The sequence below is a fragment of the Janthinobacterium sp. GL_088 genome (assembly GCF_057837845.1).
In genome coordinates this window covers 130,551-154,984 of the sequence record NZ_CM174453.1, presented here as the reverse complement: position 1 = coordinate 154,984, position 24,434 = coordinate 130,551, and the positions used below count along the sequence as shown (strand labels likewise).

Below are 24,434 nucleotides of genomic sequence, written 5' to 3'. Positions count from 1 at the left end.
TTTAGGCATCGCGCATTAAAACTGCTCAAAGAGCGTGTGTGAATCAAGCCAGCAACGGCTGTATGGCGGATAATATTGCCTGTTGCCGATTTGGATACGACCTTTACACAAAAATGCGCCCCATGGATTTTACCCGCGACGAAACCAGTGAAACCCCAGTTGCCCCGGCCAGTGCGCCGGGAGCGCCTTTGCCGTATGCCGTCGCCACCTGGCTGCAGCGGGTGGAGGCTGCCGCCCATCCGAAAGCCGTGCTGACGATTGCCGAGCCGGACCCCAAACTCAACGCGCATCGCTTGATCTACGTGCTGGCGCCCACCAGCGGTGGCCGCCACGTGGCCCTGTGCCTGTACAAGGCGCGGCTGCGGCCGAATGGCGACGTGGCGGCGGCCAGTCCCATCAGCGAGATCTTTTCGCTGCTGTCGGCGCCCCCCACATTCCTGACACCGGCCGACGAAGACCTCGTGCGTTTCTTCGTGGCCATGCGCAGCGGGCAAAATTCGCAGACGGGCAGCGCCACGGAGCCGAAGGGCAAGGTGGGCGCGGCCCTGCTGAAAATGCTGGCCGAGCAAGATAAACTGTTGTGGGCCAATTCTTGGGCCGACGTCGGCAATGGTCTCGTGTACCCGTTGAAGGAAGGTCCCGTGCGTCCCGCCCGCCTGTTCTGGCGCGACGAAGGCAAGACCATGCGCCTGGGCTGGCAAGTGGACCCGCCGGAAGGCGCGAAGCATCATGGCGCTGATCAGATCGACTACATGCTGCCCACCGATCCGCCGTGGTACATCGACAACCTGTCGTGCGGCGTGCTGGAACTGAACCAGGGCGGCTCCGATATTTCCCTGGCCGACTTGCAGGCGCTGGTGGCGCAGGCGCCGCCGTTGAACGCGAACGACAAGGTGCGCGTGTCGCAACTGCTGCTGGCGCAGGGCTTGCAGCATCTGATGCCGCTGCCGCAGCCGCTGCCGCAGCGCTTGCGCAAGGATGTGCCGGCGCAACCGGTCTTGCTGCTCGATAGCGCCATGCTGGCCGATGGCAGCGCGCAGCGCTGGAGCGACTTCGCCGTGCTGTCCTACGACTACGATGGGGAACGCGTTTCGTTCGACCCGTCGCAGCGCGTGGTGCGGCAAGTGGGCGAGGTGACGGAAATTATCCAGAGAAATACGGTCGACGAGGCGCGCGCGCTGGCCACCCTGGCCGAGCTGCAATTCAAGAAGCCTGGCTCCGCGCCCTTGAGCGGTTTGAAGGGGGCCCTGCAACTGCCTTCCCAGGCGGAATGGCTGCGTTTTGCGGAGTCCGGCATCGACGCCTTGCGGAAGCAGGGCTGGATCGTGGAAAAGACGGCCAAGTACCGCTACGACGTGAGCGACGTGGGCGACTGGTATGCGGAAATCGACGACCAGGATCCGGACAGCGGCAACGCCTGGTTCGAGCTGGAACTGGGCATCGTCGTCAATCACGAAAGAGTGCCGCTGCTGCCCGTGCTGGTGCAGCTGATCCGCAACGCGCCCAACGATTTCAACCCGAAAGTCATCGAAGCGCATGCCGACGATGACCAGATGCTGGCGACCTTGCCGGACGGCACGCGCGTAGCCCTGCCGTGGGGCCGTGTGCGCCCCATCCTGAACACGCTGGGGGAACTGTATTTCAGCGACAAGATCAAACATGCGGTGCGCATGTCGACCTTGGACGCGGCACGCCTGGAAGAGCTGGCGCGCGGCCTGGAGATGCAATGGACGGGCGGCGAGCAGCTGCGTGCCATGGGCCGCAAGCTGAGCCAGTTCGGTTCCGTGCAAAAAGTGGCGGCCCCGGCCGGCTTGCAGGCGACCTTGCGCGATTACCAGGCCGATGGCCTGGCGTGGATGCAATTCCTGCGCGACCACGACTTGGCCGGCATCCTGGCCGATGACATGGGACTCGGTAAAACCGTGCAGACCTTGGCGCATATCCTGGTGGAAAAGGAAGCGGGCCGTTTGACGCATCCGGCGCTGGTGATCGCACCGACGAGTTTGATGGGCAACTGGCAGGACGAGGCGGCAAAATTTGCACCCAGCCTGAAGGTGCTGCTGCTGCAGGGCAAGGACCGCGCCCAGCAATTCGACCAGATTGACCAATGCGACCTGGTGCTGACCACCTACGCCCTGTTGCCGCGCGATGAGGAAACCTTGCGCGAGCACGATTTCCACCTGGTCATCCTCGACGAATCGCATTACATCAAGAATACGCGCAGCAAGGCGGCGCAAAGCGCGGGCCTGCTGCGCGCGCGCCACCGCCTGTGCCTGTCCGGCACGCCGCTGGAAAATCACCTGGGTGAACTGTGGTCGCAATTCCACTTCCTGCTGCCGGGCTTGCTGGGCGACGAGAAGACGTTCAACACCCAGTTCCGCCATCCGATCGAGCGCCAGGACGATCCGCTGCGCCGCATGCTGTTGAACCGCCGCATCAAGCCTTTCCTGCTGCGCCGCACGAAGGACAATGTCGCCAAAGAACTCCCGCCGAAGACGGAAATGGTGCGCAAGGTGGAATTGACGGGGCCGCAGCGCGACCTGTATGAAACCGTGCGTCTTGCGATGGATCAAAAAGTACGCGAAGAAATCGACAAGAAGGGCGTGGCGCGCAGCCAGATCGTCATCCTCGAAGCGCTGCTGAAACTGCGCCAGGTGTGCTGCGATCCCCGTCTGGTGAAATCCTTGCCGGCGAAGAAGCAGTCGGCCGGTTCGGCCAAGCTGCTTGACCTGATGCAGATGGTGGAAGACTTGCTCGACGAAGGGCGCAAAATTCTTGTGTTCTCACAATTTACCAGCATGCTGGAATTGATCGAGGAAGAACTCGAGTCGCGCGACATTCCCTACGCCTTGCTGACGGGCGAAACGAAAGACCGGGGCGCGCAAGTGGCGGCCTTCCAGCAGGGCGCCGTGCCGATCTTCCTGATCAGCCTGAAAGCGGGCGGCGTGGGCCTGAACCTGACGGCGGCCGACACGGTCATCCACTACGATCCGTGGTGGAATCCGGCGGCGGAAAACCAGGCCACGGACCGCGCCTGGCGCATCGGCCAGGACAAGCCCGTGTTCGTCTACAAATTGATCGCGAAGGGCACCTTGGAAGAAAAAATCCAGCTGCTGCAGCAAAAGAAATCGGAACTGGCGCAATCGATCCTGGCCGAAGGCGAATCGCAGAAGATGGCCCTCACGCAGGAAGACTTGCAGCAGATTTTCGCCCCGCTGGAAGATTAACGGCGCCGCGCGCTTATACTTGGCGATTCTTTCTCGCCAGGTATACCGCATGCTGCCCTTTCTCCTTTTGCTGCTGGCCGGCGTCATCCTCATGGCGCTGCGTTTCGTCCAGTTGCGCCGCGCCCTGCTGCGCGCGCGGGCGGGCGAAGCGCAGTTCCGCCTGCTGGCCGAAAACGGCCGCGACGCAGCCTTCCTGCTCGACGCCACGACCCTGGAATTACTCTACATCAGCCCCGCCGCGCAGCGCCTGACGGGCCACGACCTGGCCGCCTTGCGCGAACACGCGGCGCGCCTGGCGCAAGACGTGCCGGCCCGGCTGCAGCGCTGGCGCGATGGCGATACCAGCCGCTTGACCTTGCTCCGCGAAGTGGAATTGCCGCACGCCGACGGCCACCTGCTGGCGCTGGAAATCAGCTCGAGCATCGTGCCCGCGGCGGCCGGGCGGGGCGTGACCTTGGCGGGCACGGTGCGCGACGTCAGCGCCGTCCAGGCGCAGGAAGCCGAGCGGGAAAAGGAGCAGAAGCGCTTCGCCTCGATGCTGTCGCATGAATTCCGCACGCCGCTGGCCACCATCGACGGCGCCATCCAGCGGCTCGTCTCGACTTCCACGCAAGCGGACGAGGCCACGCGCAAGCGCTACGTGAAAATCCAGATGGCCGTCGACCGTTTGTTGTTCATGATCGACGACTACCTGTCACCCGAACGCATGGCGGCCATCGGCCGCGAGCGGGCCGCCGACGGCATCGCGCCGCTGGCCTTGCTGCAGCAGGCGGCCGCCACCGTGCCGGCCAGCCACCGCGTGCAGCTGGAACTCGACGAAGACTTGCCGGCCCGGCTACGCTGCGACGTGCCCGGCATGGCCCTGTGCCTGAAAATCCTGTTGGACAACGCCGTCAAGTTCAGCCCGCCGGGCAGCGCCATCGCCGTGTCGGCCAGGCTGGTGCCCGAGGGCGGCGTGGCGCTGTGCGTGCGCGATGCGGGGCCTGGCTTGCGGGAAGAAGAACTGGTGCGCCTGTTCGAGAAAGGTTTCCGTGGAACCTATGCCACGCATCCCGGTGCGGGCCTGGGACTGTACATGGCGCGCGCCGTGGTGGACGTGCATGGCGGGAGTTTGCAGGGGCATAATCTGCCCGAAGGCGGGGCACTTTTCCGGATTTGGCTGCCGCTTCCTGTCTAGACAAGGAAAAGCCTTGCTTCCGCTGAAGGCAACCGTGATAATTCCTTGACGTAAACCTATTGTGCCGTCCATCATGGTGTAGAAGTGCATGGCATGGTTTGCCCTCGGTGTGCTCACTAACGGAAGAATGGCGTAGCAATGACGAAAATACTGATCGTCGAAGACAATCTCGACTACGCCGAAGACATGGCGGAGTTCCTCGTTGAGCTCGAACACGAAGTCCATATCACCAGCTCCGCTGGCGGTATGTGGACTGCGCTCAGCCATGGCAATGTCGGCGTGGTCGTGCTGGACCTGGGCTTGCCCGATGAGGATGGCTTCAACGTCATCCCCCGCATGCGCCAGCTGTATCCGCAAATCGGCGTGCTGGTGCTGACGGGGCGTGTCGCTTTCGACAGCCGCATCCTGGGCTTGCGCCTGGGCGCCGACCACTATCTCACCAAGCCGATCAAATTCCCCGAACTGGCGGCCCACATCGAAGCGCTCGACCGTCGCGTCGGTCCGCAAGATCCCGTGCCCGAGCCAGGCAAGTGGACCTTGAAAGTAAGCGCCCGCCAACTTGAATTGATGGGTTCAGTCATTGCCCTGACGGAAAAGGAATTCAACTTCCTGCACCTGCTGACCATCAACACCCGCCCCGTGCCGCGCGACGTCATCGTGGCCGGCATGGGCGGCGAAGATCCCGATGCGGGCCGCCGCGTCGACATGCTCGTGTACCGCCTGCGCAAGAAAGCCAAGACGGGCCTCGGCCAGGACTTGCCGCTACGCAGCGCGTATGGCGAGGGCTACAGCCTGTCGGCCAGTTTCAACCTGTCCTGATGATCTTGTTGCGCCGCCCGCAAGTGGTCGGCGCAATAAAAGGGGCAGAGTCAACCGGTTTTCCTAGTATTTCAAATAAAACAGGGTCAGAGTCGCGCCTTGTGCAGTAAGTGTGTAAAATCAAGGCCTTAGCCTATCTTTACCGATTCTGCCATGGCCCGTTTGCCCCGCCTCATCATTCCAGCACTGCCCCATTACGTGATCCAGCGCGGCAGCAACCGCCAGCCCGTGTTCCAGGACGCGGCGGACTACGCGCAATTTCTTTCCTGGCTGAAAACGGGGGCAAAAATGTTCAAGGTGGCCATCCACGCCTATGTTTTATTGCCTGATCAGCTACATTTGCTGGCCACGCCGGCCGATGCGACGGGCCTGGGACAGCTGATGCAGTGGTTGGGACGCTATTACGTGCCGTATTTCAACCAGAAATACGGCCGCGAAGGCGCCTTGTGGCAGGGACGCTACAAAACGTCCGTCATCGATCCCGACAATTTCTTCCTCACTTGCTGCCGCTACCTGGAATGCGTACCCGTGCAAACGGGCCTGGCGGGCCAGGCGCTCGATTACAACTGGTCCAGCTATGCCCACCATGCGGGCGTGCGTCCCGATCCCGTCATCACCGACCATGCGCTGTACTGGGCGCTGGGAAACACGCCGTTCGACCGCGAGGCGGCGTATCTGCACCTGTGCGAGCAAGGCCTGGGCAGCAGCCAGGTCAAGGTGGTGGAACAGGCTGTATTAAAGGGCTGGCCGCTCGGTTCCGACGCGTTCAAGCAGGCGCTGGAGCAGAAAATGCAGCGGCAAGTGCTGCCGGCCAAGCGGGGCCGTCCCCGCAAAATCGTGGCCGAGGCGGACATTAATTGAAACCCATTTGCATTTAAAACAGAAAATGGTTCCTTTCTTATCTTTTATTGAAATCGCCACGACTATGTCCCTATTAAATTTTTAGAGCGACGAAATCGAATTTAATTCGACTCCGACCCTAATTATTCTGGTTGAGTTTTTTGTTGCGTTGCACTACTCTAGTTTTTCGATAGTCATATGCAGCGGAGAAGCCCATGAAAGCGCAAGGCCTGTACGACCCAGCCAATGAACACGATGCCTGCGGCGTCGGTTTCGTCGCCCATATCAAGGGCAACAAGACCCATTCGATCGTCGAACAGGGTTTGCTGATACTGAAAAACCTCGATCACCGGGGCGCCGTGGGCGCCGATGCGCTGATGGGCGATGGCGCCGGCATCCTGATCCAGATTCCTGACCAGTACTACCGCGAAGAAATGGCCAAGCAGGGCGTGGAATTGCCGCCGCCTGGCGAATATGGCGTGGGCATGGTCTTCTTGCCGAAGGAACATGCGTCGCGCATCGCGTGCGAACAGGAAATCGAACGCGCCGTGCGCATCGAGGGACAGGTCGTGCTGGGCTGGCGCAACGTGCCCATCGATACGGACATGCCGATGTCGCCCACCGTGCGCGCCAAGGAACCCGTCATTCGCCAAATCTTCATCGGCCGCGGTCCGGACATCATGGTCACCGACGCGCTCGAGCGCAAACTGTATGTGATCCGCAAATCCTCGGGCCACGCCATCCAGGCCTTGAAGCTGCTGCACGGCAAGGAATTCTTCGTGCCGTCGATGTCGGCCCGTACTATTGTGTACAAGGGCTTGCTGCTGGCCGACCAGGTGGGCGTGTACTACAAGGACTTGCAGGATGCGCGCTGCATCTCGGCCCTGGCCCTCGTGCACCAGCGTTTCTCGACGAATACTTTCCCGGAGTGGCCGCTGGCCCACCCCTACCGTTTGATCGCCCATAACGGCGAAATCAACACGGTGAAAGGCAACTTCAACTGGATGCGCGCGCGCGAAGGCGTCATGAAGTCGGCCGTGCTGGGCGACGACCTGCAAAAGCTGTTCCCCCTGATCTATGAAGGCCAGTCCGACACGGCGTGCTTCGACAATGCGCTGGAACTGCTGCTGATGGCCGGCTACCCGATCGCCCAGGCGATGATGATGATGATTCCGGAAGCGTGGGAAAACCACACGACGATGGACGACAACCGCCGCGCCTTCTATGAATACCACGCGGCCATGATGGAACCGTGGGACGGCCCCGCCGCCATGGCGTTTACGGATGGCCGCCACATCGGCGGCACCCTGGACCGCAACGGCTTGCGTCCGGCACGTTACATCGTCACGGACGACGACCTGGTGGTGATGGCGTCGGAATCGGGCGTGCTGCCGATCCCGGAATCGAAAATCATCCAGAAATGGCGCTTGCAGCCTGGCAAGATGTTCCTGATCGACCTGGAAGCGGGCCGCATCATCGACGACCAGGAACTGAAAAACACCTACGCCAACGCCAAGCCATACAAGGCATGGATCAACTCGGTGCGTATCAAGCTCGACGAGATCAAGATGGCCGAAGGCCAAGCCAAGCAAGACCGCGCCCAGGGCGAAAAAGAGCAGCCATCGTTGCTCGATCGCCAGCAAGCGTTCGGCTACACGCAGGAAGACTTGAAATTCCTCATGGCACCGATGGCCGTGGCCGGCGAAGAGGCGACGGGCTCGATGGGCAATGACTCGCCGCTGGCCGTCATGTCGAACAAATTGAAGCCTTTGTATAACTACTTCAAGCAGTTGTTCGCGCAAGTGACGAATCCGCCGATCGATCCGATCCGCGAAGCGATGGTGATGTCGCTCGTTTCCTTCATCGGTCCGAAACCGAACTTGCTCGATACCAACAACGTCAACCCGCCGATGCGCCTGGAAGTGGCGCAGCCCGTGCTGGGCTTTGACGACATGGCCCGTCTGCGCAACATCAGCGCCCACACGGGCGGCAAGTTCAAGTCCTACGAACTGGACATCTGCTACCCGCTGGCCTGGGGCAAGGAAGGCGTGGAAGCCTGCCTGGCGTCGCTGTGCGCGGAAGCCGTCGACGCCGTCAAGTCGGGCCACAACATCCTGATCGTCTCGGACCGCGCCATTTGCGCCGACCAGGTGGCGATCCCTGCGCTGCTGGCCACCTCGACCGTGCACCAGCACCTGGTGAGCAAGGGCTTGCGCGCCTCCACCGGCCTGGTCGTGGAAACGGGCTCGGCCCGCGAAACGCACCACTTCGCTCTGCTGGCCGGCTACGGCGCGGAAGCCGTCCACCCGTATCTGGCCATGGAAACCCTGGTCGAGATGGCGCACGGCTTGCCGGGCGACAAAGCCATCTATAACTACACCAAGGCGGTCGGCAAGGGCTTGATGAAGGTCATGTCGAAGATGGGCATTTCCACGTATATGTCGTACTGCGGCGCGCAAATCTTCGAAGCCATCGGTTTGAACAAGTCGCTGGTGGACAAATACTTCAAGGGCACGGCCTCGAACGTGGAAGGCATCGGCGTGTTTGAAGTGGCGGAAGAAGCGCTGCGCCTGCACGCGCTGGCCTTCGGCAACGATCCCGTGCTGGCGGACAAGCTCGACGCGGGCGGCGAATACGCCTTCCGCGTGCGCGGCGAAGACCACATGTGGACGCCGGATGCAATTGCCAAGCTGCAGCATTCCACGCGTAGCAACAATTTCTCCAGCTACAAGGAATATGCGCAAATCATCAACGACCAGAGCCGTCGCCACCTGACCCTGCGCGGCCTGTTCGAGTTCAAGCTCGACCCGACCAAGGCCATCCCGCTCGACGAAGTGGAACCGGCCAAGGAAATCGTCAAGCGCTTCGCCACGGGCGCCATGTCGCTCGGCTCGATCAGCACGGAAGCGCACGCCACCCTGGCCGTGGCCATGAACCGCATCGGCGGCAAGTCGAACACGGGTGAGGGCGGCGAAGATCCGAACCGCTACATGCAGGAATTGAAGGGTATTCCGATCCGCCAGGGCGACACCATGGCCTCCGTCGTGGGCGCCGAGCAGATCGTCGTCGATATTCCGCTGCAGGAAGGCGATTCCATGCGCTCGCGCATCAAGCAGGTGGCGTCGGGACGTTTCGGCGTCACGGCCGCCTACCTGAACTCGGCCGACCAGATCCAGATCAAGATGGCGCAGGGCGCGAAACCGGGCGAAGGCGGTCAGTTACCTGGCCATAAAGTGTCCGAATACATCGCCAGCCTGCGCTTTTCCGTGCCGGGCGTGGGCCTGATTTCGCCGCCGCCGCACCACGATATCTATTCGATCGAAGATCTGGCGCAGCTGATCCATGACTTGAAGAACGCCAATCCGCGCGCCTCGATTTCCGTGAAGCTGGTGTCGGAAGTGGGTATCGGCACGGTGGCTGCCGGTGTCACCAAGGCGAAAGCCGACCACGTGGTCGTTGCCGGCCATGACGGCGGCACGGGCGCCTCGCCACTGTCGTCCGTGAAACATGCGGGCACGCCGTGGGAGTTGGGTCTGGCCGAAACGCAACAAACGCTGGTCTTGAACGGCTTGCGCAGCCGCATCCGCGTGCAGGCCGACGGCCAGATGAAGACGGGCCGCGACGTGGTCATCGCCGCTCTGTTGGGCGCCGACGAGATCGGTTTCGCCACGGCGCCGCTGGTGGTCGAAGGCTGCATCATGATGCGCAAATGCCACTTGAATACCTGCCCGGTGGGCGTTGCCACGCAAGATCCGGTGCTGCGCGCCAAGTTCTCGGGCAAGCCCGAGTATGTCGTCAATTACTTCTTCTTCGTTGCCGAAGAAGCCCGTCAGTTGATGGCGCAGCTGGGCATCCGCACGTACGATGAACTGATCGGCCGTGTCGACCTGCTCGACAAATCGAAGGCGATTTCGCACTGGAAGGCGCAGGGCCTGGACTTCTCGGCCATCTTCTACAAGCCGGAAACCCCGGACGGCCAAGCCTGCCGCCACGTGGAGTTCCAGGATCATGCGCTGGAAAAGGCGCTCGATCACAAGCTGATCGCGCAAGCGCGCGCGGCGCTGGAAAAGGGCGAGCGCGTCTCCTTCATCTCGCCCGTGCGCAACCTGAACCGCACGGTGGGCACCATGCTGTCCGGCGAAGTGGCGAAGAAATACGGTCACGCCGGCTTGCCGGACGACACCATCCACATTCAATTGCAAGGCACTGCGGGCCAGTCGGCCTGCGCCTTCCTGGCGCACGGCATTACGATCGACCTGGTGGGTGAAGGTAACGACTACGTGGGTAAAGGCTTGTCGGGCGGACGCATCATCGTGCGGCCGAATACGGAATTCCGTGGCTGGGCCGTGGACAACATCATCATCGGCAACACGGTGCTGTACGGCGCCATCGCCGGCGAAGCCTTCTTCAATGGCGTGGCCGGCGAACGCTTTGCCGTGCGCAACTCGGGCGCCACCACGGTGGTCGAGGGCCTGGGCGACCATGGCTGCGAATATATGACGGGCGGCACGGTCGTGGTCCTGGGCAATACGGGACGCAACTTCGCGGCCGGCATGTCGGGCGGCATTGCCTATGTGTATGACCCGGCGGGCGACTTTGCCAGCAAGTGCAACACGGCCATGGTCAGCCTGGACAAGGTGGTTTCTGCCGGTGAACAGCACCTGGACCGCGATGCCTGGCATACGCAGCACCGCGATGGCGTGCCGGAAGCTGACGAGGTCATCCTCAAGCGCCTGATCGAGCGTCACTTCAAGCACACGGGCAGCACGCGCGCCCGCGTCTTGCTGGACGACTGGGCCGCGGCGCGTGGCAAGTTCGTGAAAGTCTTCCCGAACGAATACAAGCGCGCACTGATTGAAATGGCCGCTGACGCCGCCATGGAAGTGCAAGCCGTCGCCGCCTGAGCCAGCTAAGCTCATTGCCAAATGAATGACCAGGGAGCGGCCCAGCCGCTCCCCGCCAGCCAAATACAAAGGAAACATCGTGGGTAAAATTACCGGCTTCATGGAATTCAAGCGCCAGGACGAACACTATCTGGAGCCTGCCGCGCGCCTGAAGAACTACAAGGAATTCGTCTTGCACCTGTCGGACGCGCAAGCGACCGTGCAAGGCGCGCGCTGCATGGATTGCGGCATTCCCTTCTGCACCACGGGTTGTCCCGTGAATAACATCATTCCCGACTGGAATGACCTGGTGTACCGCGGCGCCTACCGCGAAGCGCTCGACATCCTGCATTCGACGAATAACTTCCCGGAATTTACGGGCCGCATCTGCCCGGCGCCGTGCGAATCGGCCTGCACCCTGGGCATCCATGAAGATCCGGTCGGCATCAAGTCCATCGAACATAAAATCATCGACATGGGCTGGGAACACGGCTGGGTCACGCCGCAGCCGGCCCCTTTCAGTACCGGCAAGAAAGTGGCCATCGTCGGTTCCGGTCCTGCCGGCCTGGCGGCGGCGCAGCAGCTGGCGCGCGCCGGCCATGCCGTCACCGTGTTTGAAAAGAGCGACCGGGTCGGTGGTTTGTTGCGTTATGGCATCCCCGACTTCAAGATGGAAAAGTCGCACATCGACCTGCGCGTGAAACAGATGGAAGCCGAAGGCGTGGTCTTCCGCACCAGCGTGCTGGTGGGCAAGGATTTCCCGGCCCACGTCAACAACTGGGCCAAGGAAACCATTTTCCCGGAAGACCTGGAAAAGGAATTTGACGCCGTCATCATGGCCGGCGGCGCCGAGCAGCCGCGCGACTTGCCCGTGCCGGGCCGCGAACTGAAAGGCGTGCATTTCGCCATGGATTTCCTGCCGCTGCAAAACAAGGTCAACGCGGGCGACAAGCTCAAGGACCAGATCAAGGCCACGGGCAAGCACGTGGTGGTGATCGGCGGCGGTGACACGGGTTCCGACTGCGTCGGCACCTCGAACCGCCATGGCGCCGCCTCGGTGGCCCAGTTCGAACTGATGCCGCAGCCGCCGGAACAGGAAAACAAGCCGCTCGTCTGGCCGTACTGGCCGACCAAGCTGCGCACCTCGTCCTCGCACGAGGAAGGCTGCGAGCGCGACTGGGCCGTGGCCACCAAGCGTTTCGAAGGCAAGGGCGGCAAGGTGGAAAAGCTGATCGCCTGCCGCGTTGAATGGAAAGACGGCAAGATGAGCGAAGTGCCGAACTCGGAATTCGAGATGAAAGCGGACCTGGTCTTCCTGGCCATGGGTTTTGTTTCCCCTGTGCAACAGGTGCTGGAAGCGTTCGGCGTCGATACGGATGCGCGCGGCAATGTCAAGGCGACAACGGATGGCGCCGGCTGCTACCAGACCTCGGTGCCGAAAGTCTTTGCGGCCGGCGACATGCGCCGTGGCCAGTCGCTGGTGGTCTGGGCCATCCGCGAAGGACGCCAGTGCGCGCGCGCCGTCGATGAGTTCCTGATGGGGGCATCCCTGCTGCCGCGCTAATTAACGAGCAATTGTTCGTTTTTTGCCAGGGCCACGGCGCGGATCGCGACGTGGCCTTTGTTATTTTTACTTGTCAAGTCAACAGCGGCGAAGGCGATCGGGCAGGGACGCGATGTGCGGGCCAAATTTCCACTACAATATCTGACTTTCGATTCATTAGTGTTGTATTCTTCCCCTTTACGGGGCTGTCCCTAGGGGTGTCTCAGCAGAGGTTGGCGTTTCTGCACTACAATACGCCATTAAAATAGTGAGCTTCGTCGTGCCAAATCTTGTTGAGATCCGTGATTTACACTTTGCCTATGGAGAACGTTCGATTTTATCGGGCCTTCAAATGGATTTCCCACGTGGAAAAGTTGTGGCCGTCATGGGTGGCTCCGGCAGTGGCAAGACGACCGTACTGCGCCTGATCGGCGGGCAGTTGCGCCCCAGTTCCGGCTCCGTGAATGTGGACGGCCAGATCGTGCATACCTTGGGGACCGACGAGCTATATCAGCTGCGCCGCAAGATGGGCATGCTGTTCCAGCACGGCGCCCTGTTTACGGATTTGACGGCGTTCGAAAACGTGGCGTTCCCCCTGCGCGAACACACGGACTTGAATGAAGAGCTGATCCGCACCCTGGTGCTGATGAAGCTGCACGCCGTGGGACTGCGCAATGCGGCGCAATTGAAGCCGGCCGAGATCTCGGGCGGCATGGGCCGCCGCGTCGCGCTGGCGCGCGCCATCGCGCTCGACCCCGAACTGATCATGTATGACGAGCCGTTCGCCGGCCTGGATCCGATTTCCATGGGCGTGACGGCGAATTTGATCCGCAATCTGAACGATGCGCTGGGCTCCACGTCTATCCTGGTATCGCATGATGTGAAGGAGTGTTTCGCCATCGCTGATTATGTCTATTTTCTGTCATCGGGCAAGATCGTGGCGCACGGCACGCCGGCCGAGATGGCCGTGTCGACGCATCCGTACGTCAAGCAGTTCGTCAATGCCGAGGCCGATGGTCCCGTGCCGTTCCATTACCCGGGCAAGTCGCTGGCCGACGACCTGGGCCTGCAGACGGGGGGCGGCCGATGATCGCGCGTTTCCTGGCGGCGATCGGAGCATGGTTGCGCAATTCGGTACAAGACCTCGGCTTCGCCGTGCGGTCGTTTTTCATCATCATCGCCTCGTCGGGCGGCCTGTGGCGCCGTCCGCGCCTGGTGATTGAGCAACTGTTTTTTATCGGTAACCGCTCGCTGGTGATTACCGCCGTCTCCGGCCTGTTTGTCGGCATGGTGCTGGGTTTGCAAGGCTATTACACCTTGACCACGTACGGCGCCGAGCAGTCGCTGGGCTTGCTGGTGGCGCTGTCCCTGACGCGCGAACTGGGTCCGGTCGTCACGGCGCTGCTGTTCGCCGGCCGCGCGGGCACCTCGCTGACGGCGGAAATCGGCCTGATGAAGGCGGGCGAGCAATTGTCGGCCATGGAAATGATGGCCGTGAACCCGATCCAGCGCGTGCTGGCGCCCCGTTTCTGGGCCGGCGTGATCGCCATGCCGATCCTGGGTGCCATCTTCACGGCCGTCGGCATCATCGGCAGCTACCTGGTCGGCGTGGTGCTGATCGGCGTCGATGAAGGCTCGTTCTGGTCGCAGATGCAGGGCGGCGTGGATGTCTGGAAAGAAGTGGGTAATGGCACCATCAAGAGCCTGGTGTTCGGTATTGCGGTGACCTTCATCGCGCTGTTCCAGGGATACCAGGCACAGCCGACGCCGGAAGACGTCTCCGGCGCCACCACGCGCACGGTGGTCATCTCGTCGTTGATGGTGTGGTGGCTCGATTTCATGATGACGGCGTTGATGTTTAGCAAGTAATTGCCGATCAGCGACAAACAGCGGGCCTGGGCAAGATGTTGCGCAGGCGGCAGCAAGTAAAAATTATTTAGGATTGTTTATGCAACGTAAATCTTTGGATGTCTGGGTCGGCTTGTTCGTCTTGCTGGGTGTGGCGGCATTGATGTTTTTGGCGCTCAAGGCCGGCAATATGAGCTCGCTGTCTTTCAGCAAGACGTATACCATTACGGCCAAGTTCGACAATATTGGCGGCCTCAAGCCGCAGGCGCCCGTCAAGGGTGCTGGCGTGGTGGTGGGGCGCGTGGCGGAGATCCGCTTTGACGACAAGACCTACCAGGCGTTGGTGAAACTCGACATCGAAGATGGCTATAAATTTCCGAAAGACAGCTCGGCCAAGATTTTGACGGCCGGTTTGCTGGGTGAGCAATATATCGGCCTGGAAGCAGGCGGCGATCTGGCGAACCTGGCAGAGGGCGACAAGATCGCCCGTACTCAATCGGCCACAGTGCTGGAAGACCTGATCAATCAGTTCATCTACAGCAAGGCAGCGGAAGGAAAGGACAGCAAATGAGCGAGTCGACCAAGCAATCCCAAGGCAGCCTGGCGCGTATCGGCCTGGCCCTGGCCATCGCCGCCAGCGTAAGCGCTTGCGCCACCGGCACCAATCCGCGCGACCCGCTCGAGGGTTACAACCGCGCCATGTTCAAGTTCAACGACACCGTCGACCAGGTGGCCCTGAAACCGGTCGCCACGGCCTACAAGACGGTCACGCCATCGTTCGTGCAAACGGGCGTGGGCAACTTCTTCGGCAACTTGTCCGATGTGTGGAGCGCCGTGAACAACTTGCTGCAAGGCAAGGGCGAGGCGGGCTTGCAAGACGTCGTGCGCGTCAGCATGAACTCGACTTTCGGTATCCTCGGCTTGATCGACATCGCGTCGCAGGCGGGCATTCCCAAGCATAACGAAGATTTTGGCCAGACCCTGGGCTGGTATGGCGTCCAGCCTGGTCCGTACGTGATGCTGCCGCTGCTGGGCCCATCGACCGTGCGCGACACGGTGGCCCTGCCGCTCGATATCACGGGCGACCCATGGCGCTACAAGGATCCGGTCAATGTGCGCAATATCGGCACGGTGACGCGCGTGGTCGACAAGCGCGCCGCGCTGCTCGACGCGACCAACCTGATGGAAGCGGCCGCGCTGGACCGTTATGAATTCATCCGCGACGGCTTCCTGCAGGCGCGCGAAAGCAAGGTTTTCGATGGCGATACGGATCGCCGCGACCGCAAAGTGCCAAAAAACGACACCAGCGATTATGAGCCGGAGTACGAGGCAAAACCGCAACCGGCCAGCGACGTCCCTGCGGCCACGGCCGCCGCGGTTGTGACACCCGCGGACCTCGTAACATCTGGTAGCAATACCGTTGCCGCCGAGACCAAGCCGCAGGAGTAGACTGCGCTACAGGAACACCACGGCTGCGATCAACGCCAGCCGGTGCATAGCAACACCATGAAAGGTAGAACCATGAAATTGATGAAACAACTGCTGGCGATGGCCACCATCGCCTTTGCCACCGCCGCCCAGGCCGCCCCCGCCGTGGAAGCGCCCGACGTATTGGTCAAACGCATCAGCCAGGACGTGATCGACACGGCCAAGAACGACAAGGCCATCCAGGCTGGCGATATCAAGCGCGTCACCGAATTGGTGGAAAGCAAGATCTTGCCGTACGTGGATTTCCAGCGCATGACGGCCCTGGCCGCCGGCCGCCACTGGCGCGATGCCACGCCCGACCAGCAAAAGCAGCTGGCCGCGGAATTTCGCACCTTGCTGATCTACACGTATTCGGGCGCCCTGTCGCAGATCAAGAACGAAACCGTGGAATTCAAGCCGCTGCGCGCCGACCCTAGCGACACGGAAGTGGAAGTGCGCTCGCAAGTGAACGTGGCGCGCGGCGAACCCGTGCCCCTGAACTACCGCGTGGCGAAAACCCCGTCCGGCTGGAAGATCTATGACATCAACGTGCTGGGCGCGTGGCTGGTGGAAACCTACAAAAGCAGCTTTGCCAGCGAGATCAGCAAGGGCGGCGTCGATGGCCTGATCAAGACCTTGTCGGCGAAAAACAAGGCCCTGGCCAGCCGTCCCGCTGCCAAAGCCAAATAATCGGCTATCATATAGCTCCTGACCCAGCTCCAGACCAGCGCAGCCCGACGCCATGCCAGACTCTCTCGACACCTTGCAGTCCCTGACTTCCCTGACCGTGCACAATGCCACTTCGGCATTGGAGCAGGGTCTGGACGCCATTCGCTCGGGGCAGACGAAGTTTGACTTGCGCAACGTCAAGGCCGTCGATTCGGCAGCCGTCTCCGTCATGCTGACGTGGCAACGCGCCGCGCAGGATGCCGGCGGCGTGCTGGAGCTGAAAAACCTGCCGAACAACCTGAAAAACCTCACCAAGCTGTATGGCGTGTGCTCGCTCGTTTCGAGCACCCTGAGCGCCGACGACTGCGCCAGCGCCGGCGGCCACGCCGAACGCAGCCCGTCCGACCTGCATCATCATTGATCCTGTCCCACTCCCCGCATCAGCAGTAGCTTTCAAGCCGGCAGGCCAGCAGCGCCGCCGGATTGATCTCCAAGTGTTCCACGAATTTTCCAACTATAATTGACTGTTGCGCCGTCCTCGCCTGAAGGCGGCGCCCTGCACCGGCCTGCCGGCCTGGATGTCTCCGGCAACTGGCGCATCACACCAGACGCATTACACTTGAAACAAGCACATGACCGCAATTCAAATAACGAATGTAGAAAAGAGCTATAAATCGCTCAAGGCGCTGGGCGGCGTGTCGCTGGCCATCGAGGAAGGCGAATTTTTCGGCCTGCTCGGCCCGAATGGCGCCGGCAAGACGACCCTCATCTCCATCATCGCCGGCCTGATACGCCCCGACGCGGGCACCGTCAAGATCCACGGCCACGATGTCGTCACGGACTTCCGCAATGCGCGCCGCAACCTGGGCGTGGTGCCGCAGGAACTGGTGTTCGACCCGTTTTTCACCGTGCGCGAAACCCTCCGCCTGCAGTCCGGCTATTTCGGCCTGCCGAACAACGACAAGTGGATCGACGAGGTCATGGAAAACCTCGACCTCACCGGCAAGGCCGACACGAATATGCGCGCGCTGTCCGGCGGCATGAAGCGCCGCGTGCTCGTGGCCCAGGCGCTGGTGCACAAGCCGCCCGTCATCGTGCTCGATGAGCCGACGGCCGGCGTCGACGTGGAACTGCGCCAGACCCTGTGGAAGTTCATTTCGCGCCTGAACCGAGAAGGCGGCCACACGGTCGTCCTGACCACCCACTACCTGGAAGAGGCGCAGGCCATGTGCCAGCGCGTCGCCATGCTGAAAACCGGCAAGGTGGTGGCGCTCGACACCATGTCGGCCCTGATCCGTCGCATCGCCGGCTCGCAGCTGCAGGTGCACCTGAAACACGGCGCCCTGCCGGCCGACCTGCAGCACCTGGTGCTGCACCCGGAAGAACAGCAGGCGCCGAACAAGTTCAGCCTGCGCGTCAACGAATACAGCGAAGTCGAGAAAATCCTCGCCCGCCTGCGCGAAGCGGGCGCCGAGATCGATGAAATGCAATTGCAACAAGCCGACCTGGAAGATATCTTCTTGCAGATCATGGATAAAGGTACCGTATGATTTCGACAGGATTTCGCACCCTCGTCTACAAAGAGACGCTGCGCTTCTGGAAAGTGGCGACGCAAACCGTGGCCGCGCCCGTGCTCACGTCGATGCTGTACCTGCTGGTGTTCGGCCATGTGCTCGACGGCCGCGTGGAGCCGAGTCCCGGCGTCAGCTACACGGCCTTTCTGATTCCCGGCCTGGTGATGATGAGCGTGCTGCAAAACGCGTTCGCCAATTCCTCGTCCTCGCTGATCCAGTCCAAGATCACGGGCAACCTGGTGTTCGTGCTGCTCACGCCCCTGTCGCACTGGGAAATCTTCTCGGCGTATGTACTCGCTTCCGTCGCGCGCGGCCTGGCCGTGGGCTTTGGCGTCTTCGCCATCACTTGCTGGTTCGCCGACCTGTCGTTTGTCGCGCCGCTGTGGATCGTCGTCTTCGCCTTCCTGGGCGCCGCCATGCTGGGCACCATGGGCTTGATCGCCGGCATCTGGGCTGAAAAATTCGACCAGCTGGCCGCCTTCCAGAACTTCCTGATCATGCCGGCCACCTTTTTGTCGGGCGTGTTCTATTCGATCCATTCGCTGCCGCCGTTCTGGCAGACGGTGTCGCATTTGAATCCCTTCTTCTACATGATCGACGGCTTCCGCTACGGCTTCTTCGGCGTGTCCGACGTCAGCCCGTGGCTCAGTCTTTCCATCGTCGCCGGCTTCCTCGTGATCCTGGCGCTGGCATCGATTCGCCTGCTGAAGAGCGGCTATCGTTTGCGCCACTAATTGCGGCATATCACATCACTACATTATTCAATATCAAGGACTTATCGTGACCACCACTCCAGAACTGATCCACGGCTACCTGTCGGCCGGCCTCGAATGCACGCACCTCGAAGTGGAGGGCGATGGCCAGCACTTCCAGGCCGTGATCGTTTCGCCCGCGTTTGCCGGCAAGCGTCTGATCCAGCGCCACCAGATCGTCTACGCGGCGCTGGGCGACCGCATGCGCGAAGAAATCCACGCGCTGTCGATGAAAACCCTGACACCTGAAGAATTCCAAGGATAAGCACATGGACAAGCTCCTCATCAACGGCGGCAACCGCCTGAACGGCGACATCGCCATCTCCGGCGCGAAGAACGCCGCCCTGCCCATCCTGTGCGCGGGTCTGCTGACCGCGGGTGACCTGGACCTGACGAACGTGCCGCATCTGCACGACGTGGCCACCATGTTGAAACTGCTGGGCCAGACGGGCCTGAAAGTGCAGCAGGACGGCGACCGCGTGCTCCTCAACGGCAGCGCCATCGATACCCTGGAAGCGCCGTACGAACTGGTGAAAACCATGCGCGCCTCGATCCTCGTGCTCGGCCCCCTGCTGGCGCGCTTCGGCGAAGCCAAGGTGTCCTTGCCGGGCGGCTGCGCCATCGGTTCGCGTCCCGTCGACCAGCATATCAAGGGCCTGGAGGCGCTGGGCGCCGAGATCCGCATCGAAGCGGGTTACATCTACGCCAAGTGCGCCAAGCTGAAAGGCGCGCGCATCGTCACCGACATGATTACCGTCACCGGCACCGAGAATCTGCTGATGGCCGCGACCCTGGCCGAAGGCGAGACCATCCTGGAAAACGCCGCCTGCGAACCGGAAGTAACCGACCTGGCGCACCTGCTGGTGGCCATGGGCGCGAAGATCGACGGCATCGGCACCAGCCGCCTGGTGATCCAGGGCGTGGACGCCCTGCACGGCGCCTCGCACGCGGTGATCGCCGACCGTATCGAAACGGGCACCTTCCTGTGCGCCGTGGCGGCCACGGGCGGCGATATCACCCTGCGCAATGTGCGCACAGATATCCTCGACGCGGCGCTCGACAAGCTGCGCGCCATGGGCCTGACGATGACCTTCGGCGCCGACTGGATCCGCGCCGAGATGTCGGCCCGTCCGAACCCCGTCAGCTTCCGCACCACGGAATACCCGGGCTTCCCGACCGACATGCAGGCGCAGTTCATGGCCGTGAACACCATCGCGAATGGCGCCAGCCGCGTCACCGAGACGATTTTCGAGAACCGCTTCATGCACGTGCAGGAAATGAACCGCCTGGGCGCCGACATCACCATCGAAGGCAACACGGCCATCATCGCCGGCGTCAAGCAGCTGCGCGGCGCGCCCGTGATGGCGACCGACCTGCGCGCTTCGGCGTCGCTGGTGATCGCGGCCCTGGCCGCCGATGGCGAAACGCTGATCGACCGCATCTATCACCTCGACCGCGGCTACGACCGCATGGAAGTGAAATTGTCGGCCGTCGGCGCAAACATCGTGCGCATCAAGTAAAAACAAGAAAAGGAACGAGCATGAACGGATCGAACAACGGTGACAGCTCCCAGCTGATCCTGGCGCTCTCGAAGGGCCGCATTTTTGAGGACACCATGCCGCTGCTGGAAGCGGCCGGCATCAAGGTGCTGGAAAACCCGGAGACCTCGCGCAAGCTGATTTTGGCCACCAACGATCCGAACGTGCGCGTCATCATCGTGCGCGCCAGCGACGTGCCGACCTACGTGCAGTACGGCGCGGCCGATTTCGGCGTGGCGGGCAAGGATGTCTTGCTCGAACACGGCGGCGAAGGCCTGTACCAGCCGATCGACCTGAATATCGCCGCCTGCCGCATGTCGGTGGCGGTGCAGGCCGGTTTTGACTATGAAAAGGCCGTGCACCAGGGCGCGCGCTTGCGCGTGGCCACCAAGTTCGTGCACACGGCGCGCGAGCATTTCGCCGCCAAGGGCGTGCACGTCGACCTGATCAAGCTGTATGGCTCGATGGAGCTGGCGCCGCTGGTCGGCCTGTCCGACGCCATCGTCGACCTGGTCAGCACGGGCAGCACTTTGCGCGCGAACAACCTCGTCGAGGTCGAGCACATCATGGAAATTTCGTCGCGCCTGGTGGTCAACCAGGCTGCGCTCAAGCTCAAGCGCGAGCGCTTGCAGCCGATCATCGAGGCGTTTGAACGCGCTTCGCAAACTAATTCGCAAGCCTAGACTTATTCAGTAGCAGAAAGCCGATTATGCCGATACAGATACGCAAGCTCGATTCAAGCCAGGATGGTTTCCAACAATCGCTCGACACCTTGCTGGCGTTCGAGGCGGGCACCGATGCAGCGATTGAAACGTCGGTCGCAAAAATCCTGGCCGATGTGAAAACGCGCGGCGATGCCGCCGTACTGGAATACACCAACCTTTTCGACCGCATCCCGCATGGCGGCGCGGCGGAAATGGCGGCGTTTGATATTTCGCAAGCCGAATTGCAGGCAGCCCTGAACGGCTTGCCGTCGGCCCAGCGCGAGGCGCTGCAGATCGCCGCGCAGCGCATCCGCGCCTTCCACGAACGCCAGCGCGAGGAATTGCGCGGCTTTAGCTACACCGAGCCCGATGGCACTGTGCTGGGACAGAAGATCACGCCGCTGGACCGGGTCGGCATCTACGTCCCGGGCGGCAAGGCAGCGTATCCATCGTCCGTGCTGATGAACGCCATTCCCGCGCACGTGGCGGGCGTGGGCGAGATCATCATGGTGGTGCCGACGCCCGATGGCGTGAAAAACCAGATGGTGCTGGCCGCCGCCGCAATCGCCGGCGTGACGCGCGTGATCACCATCGGCGGCGCGCAAGCTGTCGGCGCGCTGGCGTATGGCACGCAGACGATCGCCGCCGTGGATAAGATCGTCGGCCCCGGCAACGCCTATGTGGCTGCCGCCAAGCGCCGCGTGTTCGGTATCGTCGGCATCGACATGATCGCCGGGCCGTCGGAAATTCTCGTGCTGTGCGACGGCACGACGGACCCCGACTGGGTGGCGATGGACCTGTTTTCGCAGGCCGAGCACGACGAACTGGCGCAGGCGATTCTGCTGTGCCCGGACGCCGATTACATCGCGCAAGTCGAAGAGAGCATCGCCAAGCTGCTGCCGACGATGCCGCGCCAGGCCACCATCAGCACCTCGCTGCAGGACAGGGGCGCGCTGATCAAGGTGCGCAGCATGGAGGAAGCGTGCGAGATCGCCAACAGCATCGCCGCGGAACACCTGGAAATCTCGGCGGACAACCCGCAGCAGTGGGCCGAGCAGATCCGCCACGCGGGCGCCATGTTCCTGGGCCGCTTTTCGTCCGAGTCGCTGGGCGACTATTGCTGCGGTCCCAATCACGTGCTGCCAACGTCGCGCACGGCGCGCTTTTCGTCGCCGCTGGGCGTGTACGACTTCCAGAAGCGCTCCTCCATCATTTACGTGAGCGAAGCGGGCGCGCAAACCCTGGGCCGTGTCGCCGCCACGCTGGCATATGGCGAAGGCTTGCAGGCGCACGCGCGCAGCGCCGAACTGCGCCTGAAGCCGCAGCCATGACGAAGTTGGCGGAGCAGCCGGACTGGGTCAACCGGGTCTATTGCGAAGATGCGCTGGCGGGGCTGGCGCGCATTCCCGATGGCTCGGTGGACCTGATCCTGACGGATCCGCCGTACAACCTGGGCAAGGATTACGGCAATGCCTCGGACCAGCAGTCGGTGGCCGACTACCTGCGCTGGACGGAACAGTGGATCGATGCGGCGCTGCCCAAGCTGAAGGCCAACGGCAGCCTGTACATCTTTCTGACCTGGCGCTATTCGCCGGAGATCTTCGTCATGCTGAAGCAGCGCATGGCGATGATGAATGAAATCATCTGGGACCGCCGCGTGCCGTCCATGGGCGGCAGCGTGCGCAGCTTTTCATCGGTGCACGACACCATCGGCTTCTTCGTCAAGCGCAAGGATTACTACTTCGACCTTGACGCGGTGCGCATCGCCTACGACGCGGCTACCAAGAAAGCCCGTTCGCGCTCGATCTTCATCGGCGCGAAATGGCTGGAAGTGGGCTACAACCCGAAAGACTTGTGGAGCGTGTCGCGCCTGCACAAGGAACATCCGGAGCGGGCCGACCACCCGACGCAAAAGCCGCTCGAAATCATCGAGCGCATGCTCAAGGCGTCGTGCCCGCCCGGCGGCGTGGTGCTCGACCTGTTCATGGGCAGCGGCACCACGGCCCTGGCGGCCAAGCGCTGCGGGCGCGATTTCGTCGGCTTTGAATTGAATCCCGATTACTGCGCCATCATCGAACAACGGCTGGCGGCGCTGACGCAGGAGCTGGCCGCACCGGCCACATTGGCCGCGTCCAAGCCCGCCAGGGCGGCGGCGAAAAAGTCGGCGGCTGCCAAGAAGCCGGCTGCCGTGAAAAAGCCGCCCGCCGTGAAAAAAGCACCGGCCCGCAAGGCGCGCAGCGCCGCCGTGCCGGAAGACGTCGTCATTTAATTTCATCAGGAGTGTTTGCAGCATGTCTTTCCTCGATCAGCTAATCAGCAACACCGTGCGCTCCGATGTGCGGGCCGTCAAAAGCTACCAGGTCGCCGATGCCAGCGGTTACATCAAACTCGATGCGATGGAAAACCCGTATCCGCTGCCGCCGCAGCTGCGCGAGGAGCTGGGCGCGCGCCTGGCCGGCGTGGCGCTGAACCGCTATCCGCCGTCCTACGCCAGCCTGCAGGCGGCCATTTGCGCCAGACTCGGCGTGCCCGCCGGTTACGACGTCATGCTGGGCAATGGCTCCGATGAACTGATTTCCATCCTGGCCATGGCGTGCGCCCGCCAGGAGCCTGGCCAGCGCGCCGTGCTGCTGGCGCCCGTGCCGGCCTTCGTCATGTATGCGCGCTCGGCGCAGTTTGCCGGCATGGATTTTGTCGGCGTGCCTTTGCAGGCGGACTTCAGCCTGGACATGCCGGCCATGCTGGCGGCGATCGAACAGCATCGCCCGGCGCTGGTCTTCCTTGCGTATCCGAACAACCCGACGGGCAACCTGTTTGCCACTGCCGACATCGAGCGCATCCTGGCGGCCCTCGGCGACACGGGCATCGCCGTCGTCGACGAAGCGTATGAACCGTTCGCGCAGCACAGCTTCATGGGCCGTTTGCCTGAATATGAAAACCTGGTGGTGATGCGCACCGTGTCGAAACTGGGCCTGGCCGGCATCCGCCTCGGCTACATGTCGGCCGCGCCGGCCCTGCTGGCGCAATTTGAAAAAGTGCGCCCGCCGTACAATGTGAATGTATTGACGCAGGCGGCGGCCGAATTCGCGCTCGATCACCTCGATGTGTTGAATGCCCAGGCGGATTTGCTCAACAGCGCTCGCGACGATTTGGCGCTGCGCCTGGCGGAATTGCCGGGCGTAACGGTCTTCCCCTCGAAGGCAAATTTTCTTCTGATTCGTGTGGCTGATTCCGACGATGTTTGCGCAAAACTGCTTGCCCGCAGGGTTTTAATTAAAAATATGAGTAAAATGCATGCTGCGCTGGCCAATTGCCTGCGCATCAGCGTCAGCACCCCGGAAGAAAATTCCCTTTTTTACGATGCCTTCAAGGCATCCCTCGTTTAGCCTATCG

Annotated in this window: 20 protein-coding genes; all 20 read left to right on the top strand. The window is 62.1% G+C overall.

The window, feature by feature from the left end:
- The first annotated feature begins 122 nt into the window (after positions 1-122).
- The 20 genes from AC3IQ7_RS00655 to hisC all read left to right on the top strand — a co-directional run bounded on the left by AC3IQ7_RS00655 (position 123) and on the right by hisC (position 24,427).
- Positions 123-3,227, top strand: coding sequence for a DEAD/DEAH box helicase (locus AC3IQ7_RS00655; RefSeq protein WP_322429324.1), 3,105 nt, complete (start codon positions 123-125; stop codon positions 3,225-3,227).
- Positions 3,228-3,276: 49 nt separating this feature from the next.
- Positions 3,277-4,404, top strand: a complete 1,128-nt coding sequence (locus AC3IQ7_RS00650) for a PAS domain-containing sensor histidine kinase (protein WP_489208075.1) — start codon at positions 3,277-3,279, stop codon at positions 4,402-4,404.
- A 138-nt stretch (positions 4,405-4,542) separates the two neighbouring features.
- Positions 4,543-5,223 (top strand): response regulator transcription factor, encoded by a 681-nt coding sequence (locus AC3IQ7_RS00645; protein WP_034780956.1) that lies wholly within the window; start codon positions 4,543-4,545, stop codon positions 5,221-5,223.
- Positions 5,224-5,376: 153 nt separating this feature from the next.
- The gene (locus AC3IQ7_RS00640; protein ID WP_489208074.1) at positions 5,377-6,084 is read left to right on the top strand and encodes a transposase; all 708 of its coding nucleotides are present in this window, start codon (positions 5,377-5,379) and stop codon (positions 6,082-6,084) included.
- Between the two features lie 194 nt (positions 6,085-6,278).
- Complete coding sequence (locus AC3IQ7_RS00635; RefSeq protein ID WP_489208073.1) at positions 6,279-10,967, top strand: glutamate synthase-related protein; 4,689 nt, start codon at positions 6,279-6,281, stop codon at positions 10,965-10,967.
- A 79-nt stretch (positions 10,968-11,046) separates the two neighbouring features.
- Complete coding sequence (locus tag AC3IQ7_RS00630) at positions 11,047-12,510, top strand: glutamate synthase subunit beta (protein ID WP_489208072.1); 1,464 nt, start codon at positions 11,047-11,049, stop codon at positions 12,508-12,510.
- Between the two features lie 259 nt (positions 12,511-12,769).
- Positions 12,770-13,579: an ABC transporter ATP-binding protein gene (locus AC3IQ7_RS00625; RefSeq protein ID WP_034781028.1), complete on the top strand. Its 810-nt coding sequence runs from the start codon at positions 12,770-12,772 to the stop codon at positions 13,577-13,579.
- The gene (mlaE, locus tag AC3IQ7_RS00620) at positions 13,576-14,358 is read left to right on the top strand and encodes a lipid asymmetry maintenance ABC transporter permease subunit MlaE (protein ID WP_034780952.1); all 783 of its coding nucleotides are present in this window, start codon (positions 13,576-13,578) and stop codon (positions 14,356-14,358) included. Before AC3IQ7_RS00625 ends, mlaE begins: the two co-directional genes overlap by 4 nt.
- 79 nt (positions 14,359-14,437) lie before the next feature.
- Positions 14,438-14,908 (top strand): outer membrane lipid asymmetry maintenance protein MlaD, encoded by a 471-nt coding sequence (gene mlaD / locus AC3IQ7_RS00615; protein ID WP_070219660.1) that lies wholly within the window; start codon positions 14,438-14,440, stop codon positions 14,906-14,908.
- Positions 14,905-15,786: an MlaA family lipoprotein gene (locus AC3IQ7_RS00610; RefSeq protein WP_322429327.1), complete on the top strand. Its 882-nt coding sequence runs from the start codon at positions 14,905-14,907 to the stop codon at positions 15,784-15,786. Before mlaD ends, AC3IQ7_RS00610 begins: the two co-directional genes overlap by 4 nt.
- A gap of 72 nt (positions 15,787-15,858) precedes the next feature.
- Positions 15,859-16,494 carry an MlaC/ttg2D family ABC transporter substrate-binding protein gene (locus AC3IQ7_RS00605; protein WP_099379207.1) on the top strand — a complete coding sequence of 212 codons (636 nt, stop codon included), beginning with the start codon at positions 15,859-15,861 and terminating at the stop codon, positions 16,492-16,494.
- Positions 16,495-16,546: 52 nt separating this feature from the next.
- Positions 16,547-16,894 (top strand): STAS domain-containing protein, encoded by a 348-nt coding sequence (locus AC3IQ7_RS00600; RefSeq protein WP_034780949.1) that lies wholly within the window; start codon positions 16,547-16,549, stop codon positions 16,892-16,894.
- Between the two features lie 211 nt (positions 16,895-17,105).
- Positions 17,106-18,023 carry an ABC transporter ATP-binding protein gene (locus AC3IQ7_RS00595; RefSeq protein WP_099379208.1) on the top strand — a complete coding sequence of 306 codons (918 nt, stop codon included), beginning with the start codon at positions 17,106-17,108 and terminating at the stop codon, positions 18,021-18,023.
- Positions 18,020-18,781 (top strand): ABC transporter permease, encoded by a 762-nt coding sequence (locus AC3IQ7_RS00590; RefSeq protein ID WP_099379209.1) that lies wholly within the window; start codon positions 18,020-18,022, stop codon positions 18,779-18,781. Before AC3IQ7_RS00595 ends, AC3IQ7_RS00590 begins: the two co-directional genes overlap by 4 nt.
- A gap of 46 nt (positions 18,782-18,827) precedes the next feature.
- Positions 18,828-19,064: a BolA family protein gene (locus tag AC3IQ7_RS00585; protein ID WP_034753824.1), complete on the top strand. Its 237-nt coding sequence runs from the start codon at positions 18,828-18,830 to the stop codon at positions 19,062-19,064.
- Between the two features lie 4 nt (positions 19,065-19,068).
- The gene (murA, locus tag AC3IQ7_RS00580) at positions 19,069-20,319 is read left to right on the top strand and encodes a UDP-N-acetylglucosamine 1-carboxyvinyltransferase (protein ID WP_035823107.1); all 1,251 of its coding nucleotides are present in this window, start codon (positions 19,069-19,071) and stop codon (positions 20,317-20,319) included.
- 20 nt (positions 20,320-20,339) lie between these two features.
- Positions 20,340-21,020, top strand: a complete 681-nt coding sequence (gene hisG, locus AC3IQ7_RS00575) for an ATP phosphoribosyltransferase (protein WP_099379210.1) — start codon at positions 20,340-20,342, stop codon at positions 21,018-21,020.
- Between the two features lie 26 nt (positions 21,021-21,046).
- Positions 21,047-22,372, top strand: a complete 1,326-nt coding sequence (gene hisD, locus AC3IQ7_RS00570) for a histidinol dehydrogenase (protein ID WP_099379211.1) — start codon at positions 21,047-21,049, stop codon at positions 22,370-22,372.
- Positions 22,369-23,310, top strand: a complete 942-nt coding sequence (locus AC3IQ7_RS00565) for a DNA-methyltransferase (RefSeq protein WP_489208071.1) — start codon at positions 22,369-22,371, stop codon at positions 23,308-23,310. The genes hisD and AC3IQ7_RS00565 overlap by 4 nt, the downstream gene beginning before the upstream one ends.
- Before the next feature lie 22 nt (positions 23,311-23,332).
- Complete coding sequence (gene hisC, locus AC3IQ7_RS00560; RefSeq protein WP_489208070.1) at positions 23,333-24,427, top strand: histidinol-phosphate transaminase; 1,095 nt, start codon at positions 23,333-23,335, stop codon at positions 24,425-24,427.
- The last annotated feature ends 7 nt before the right edge of the window (positions 24,428-24,434 follow it).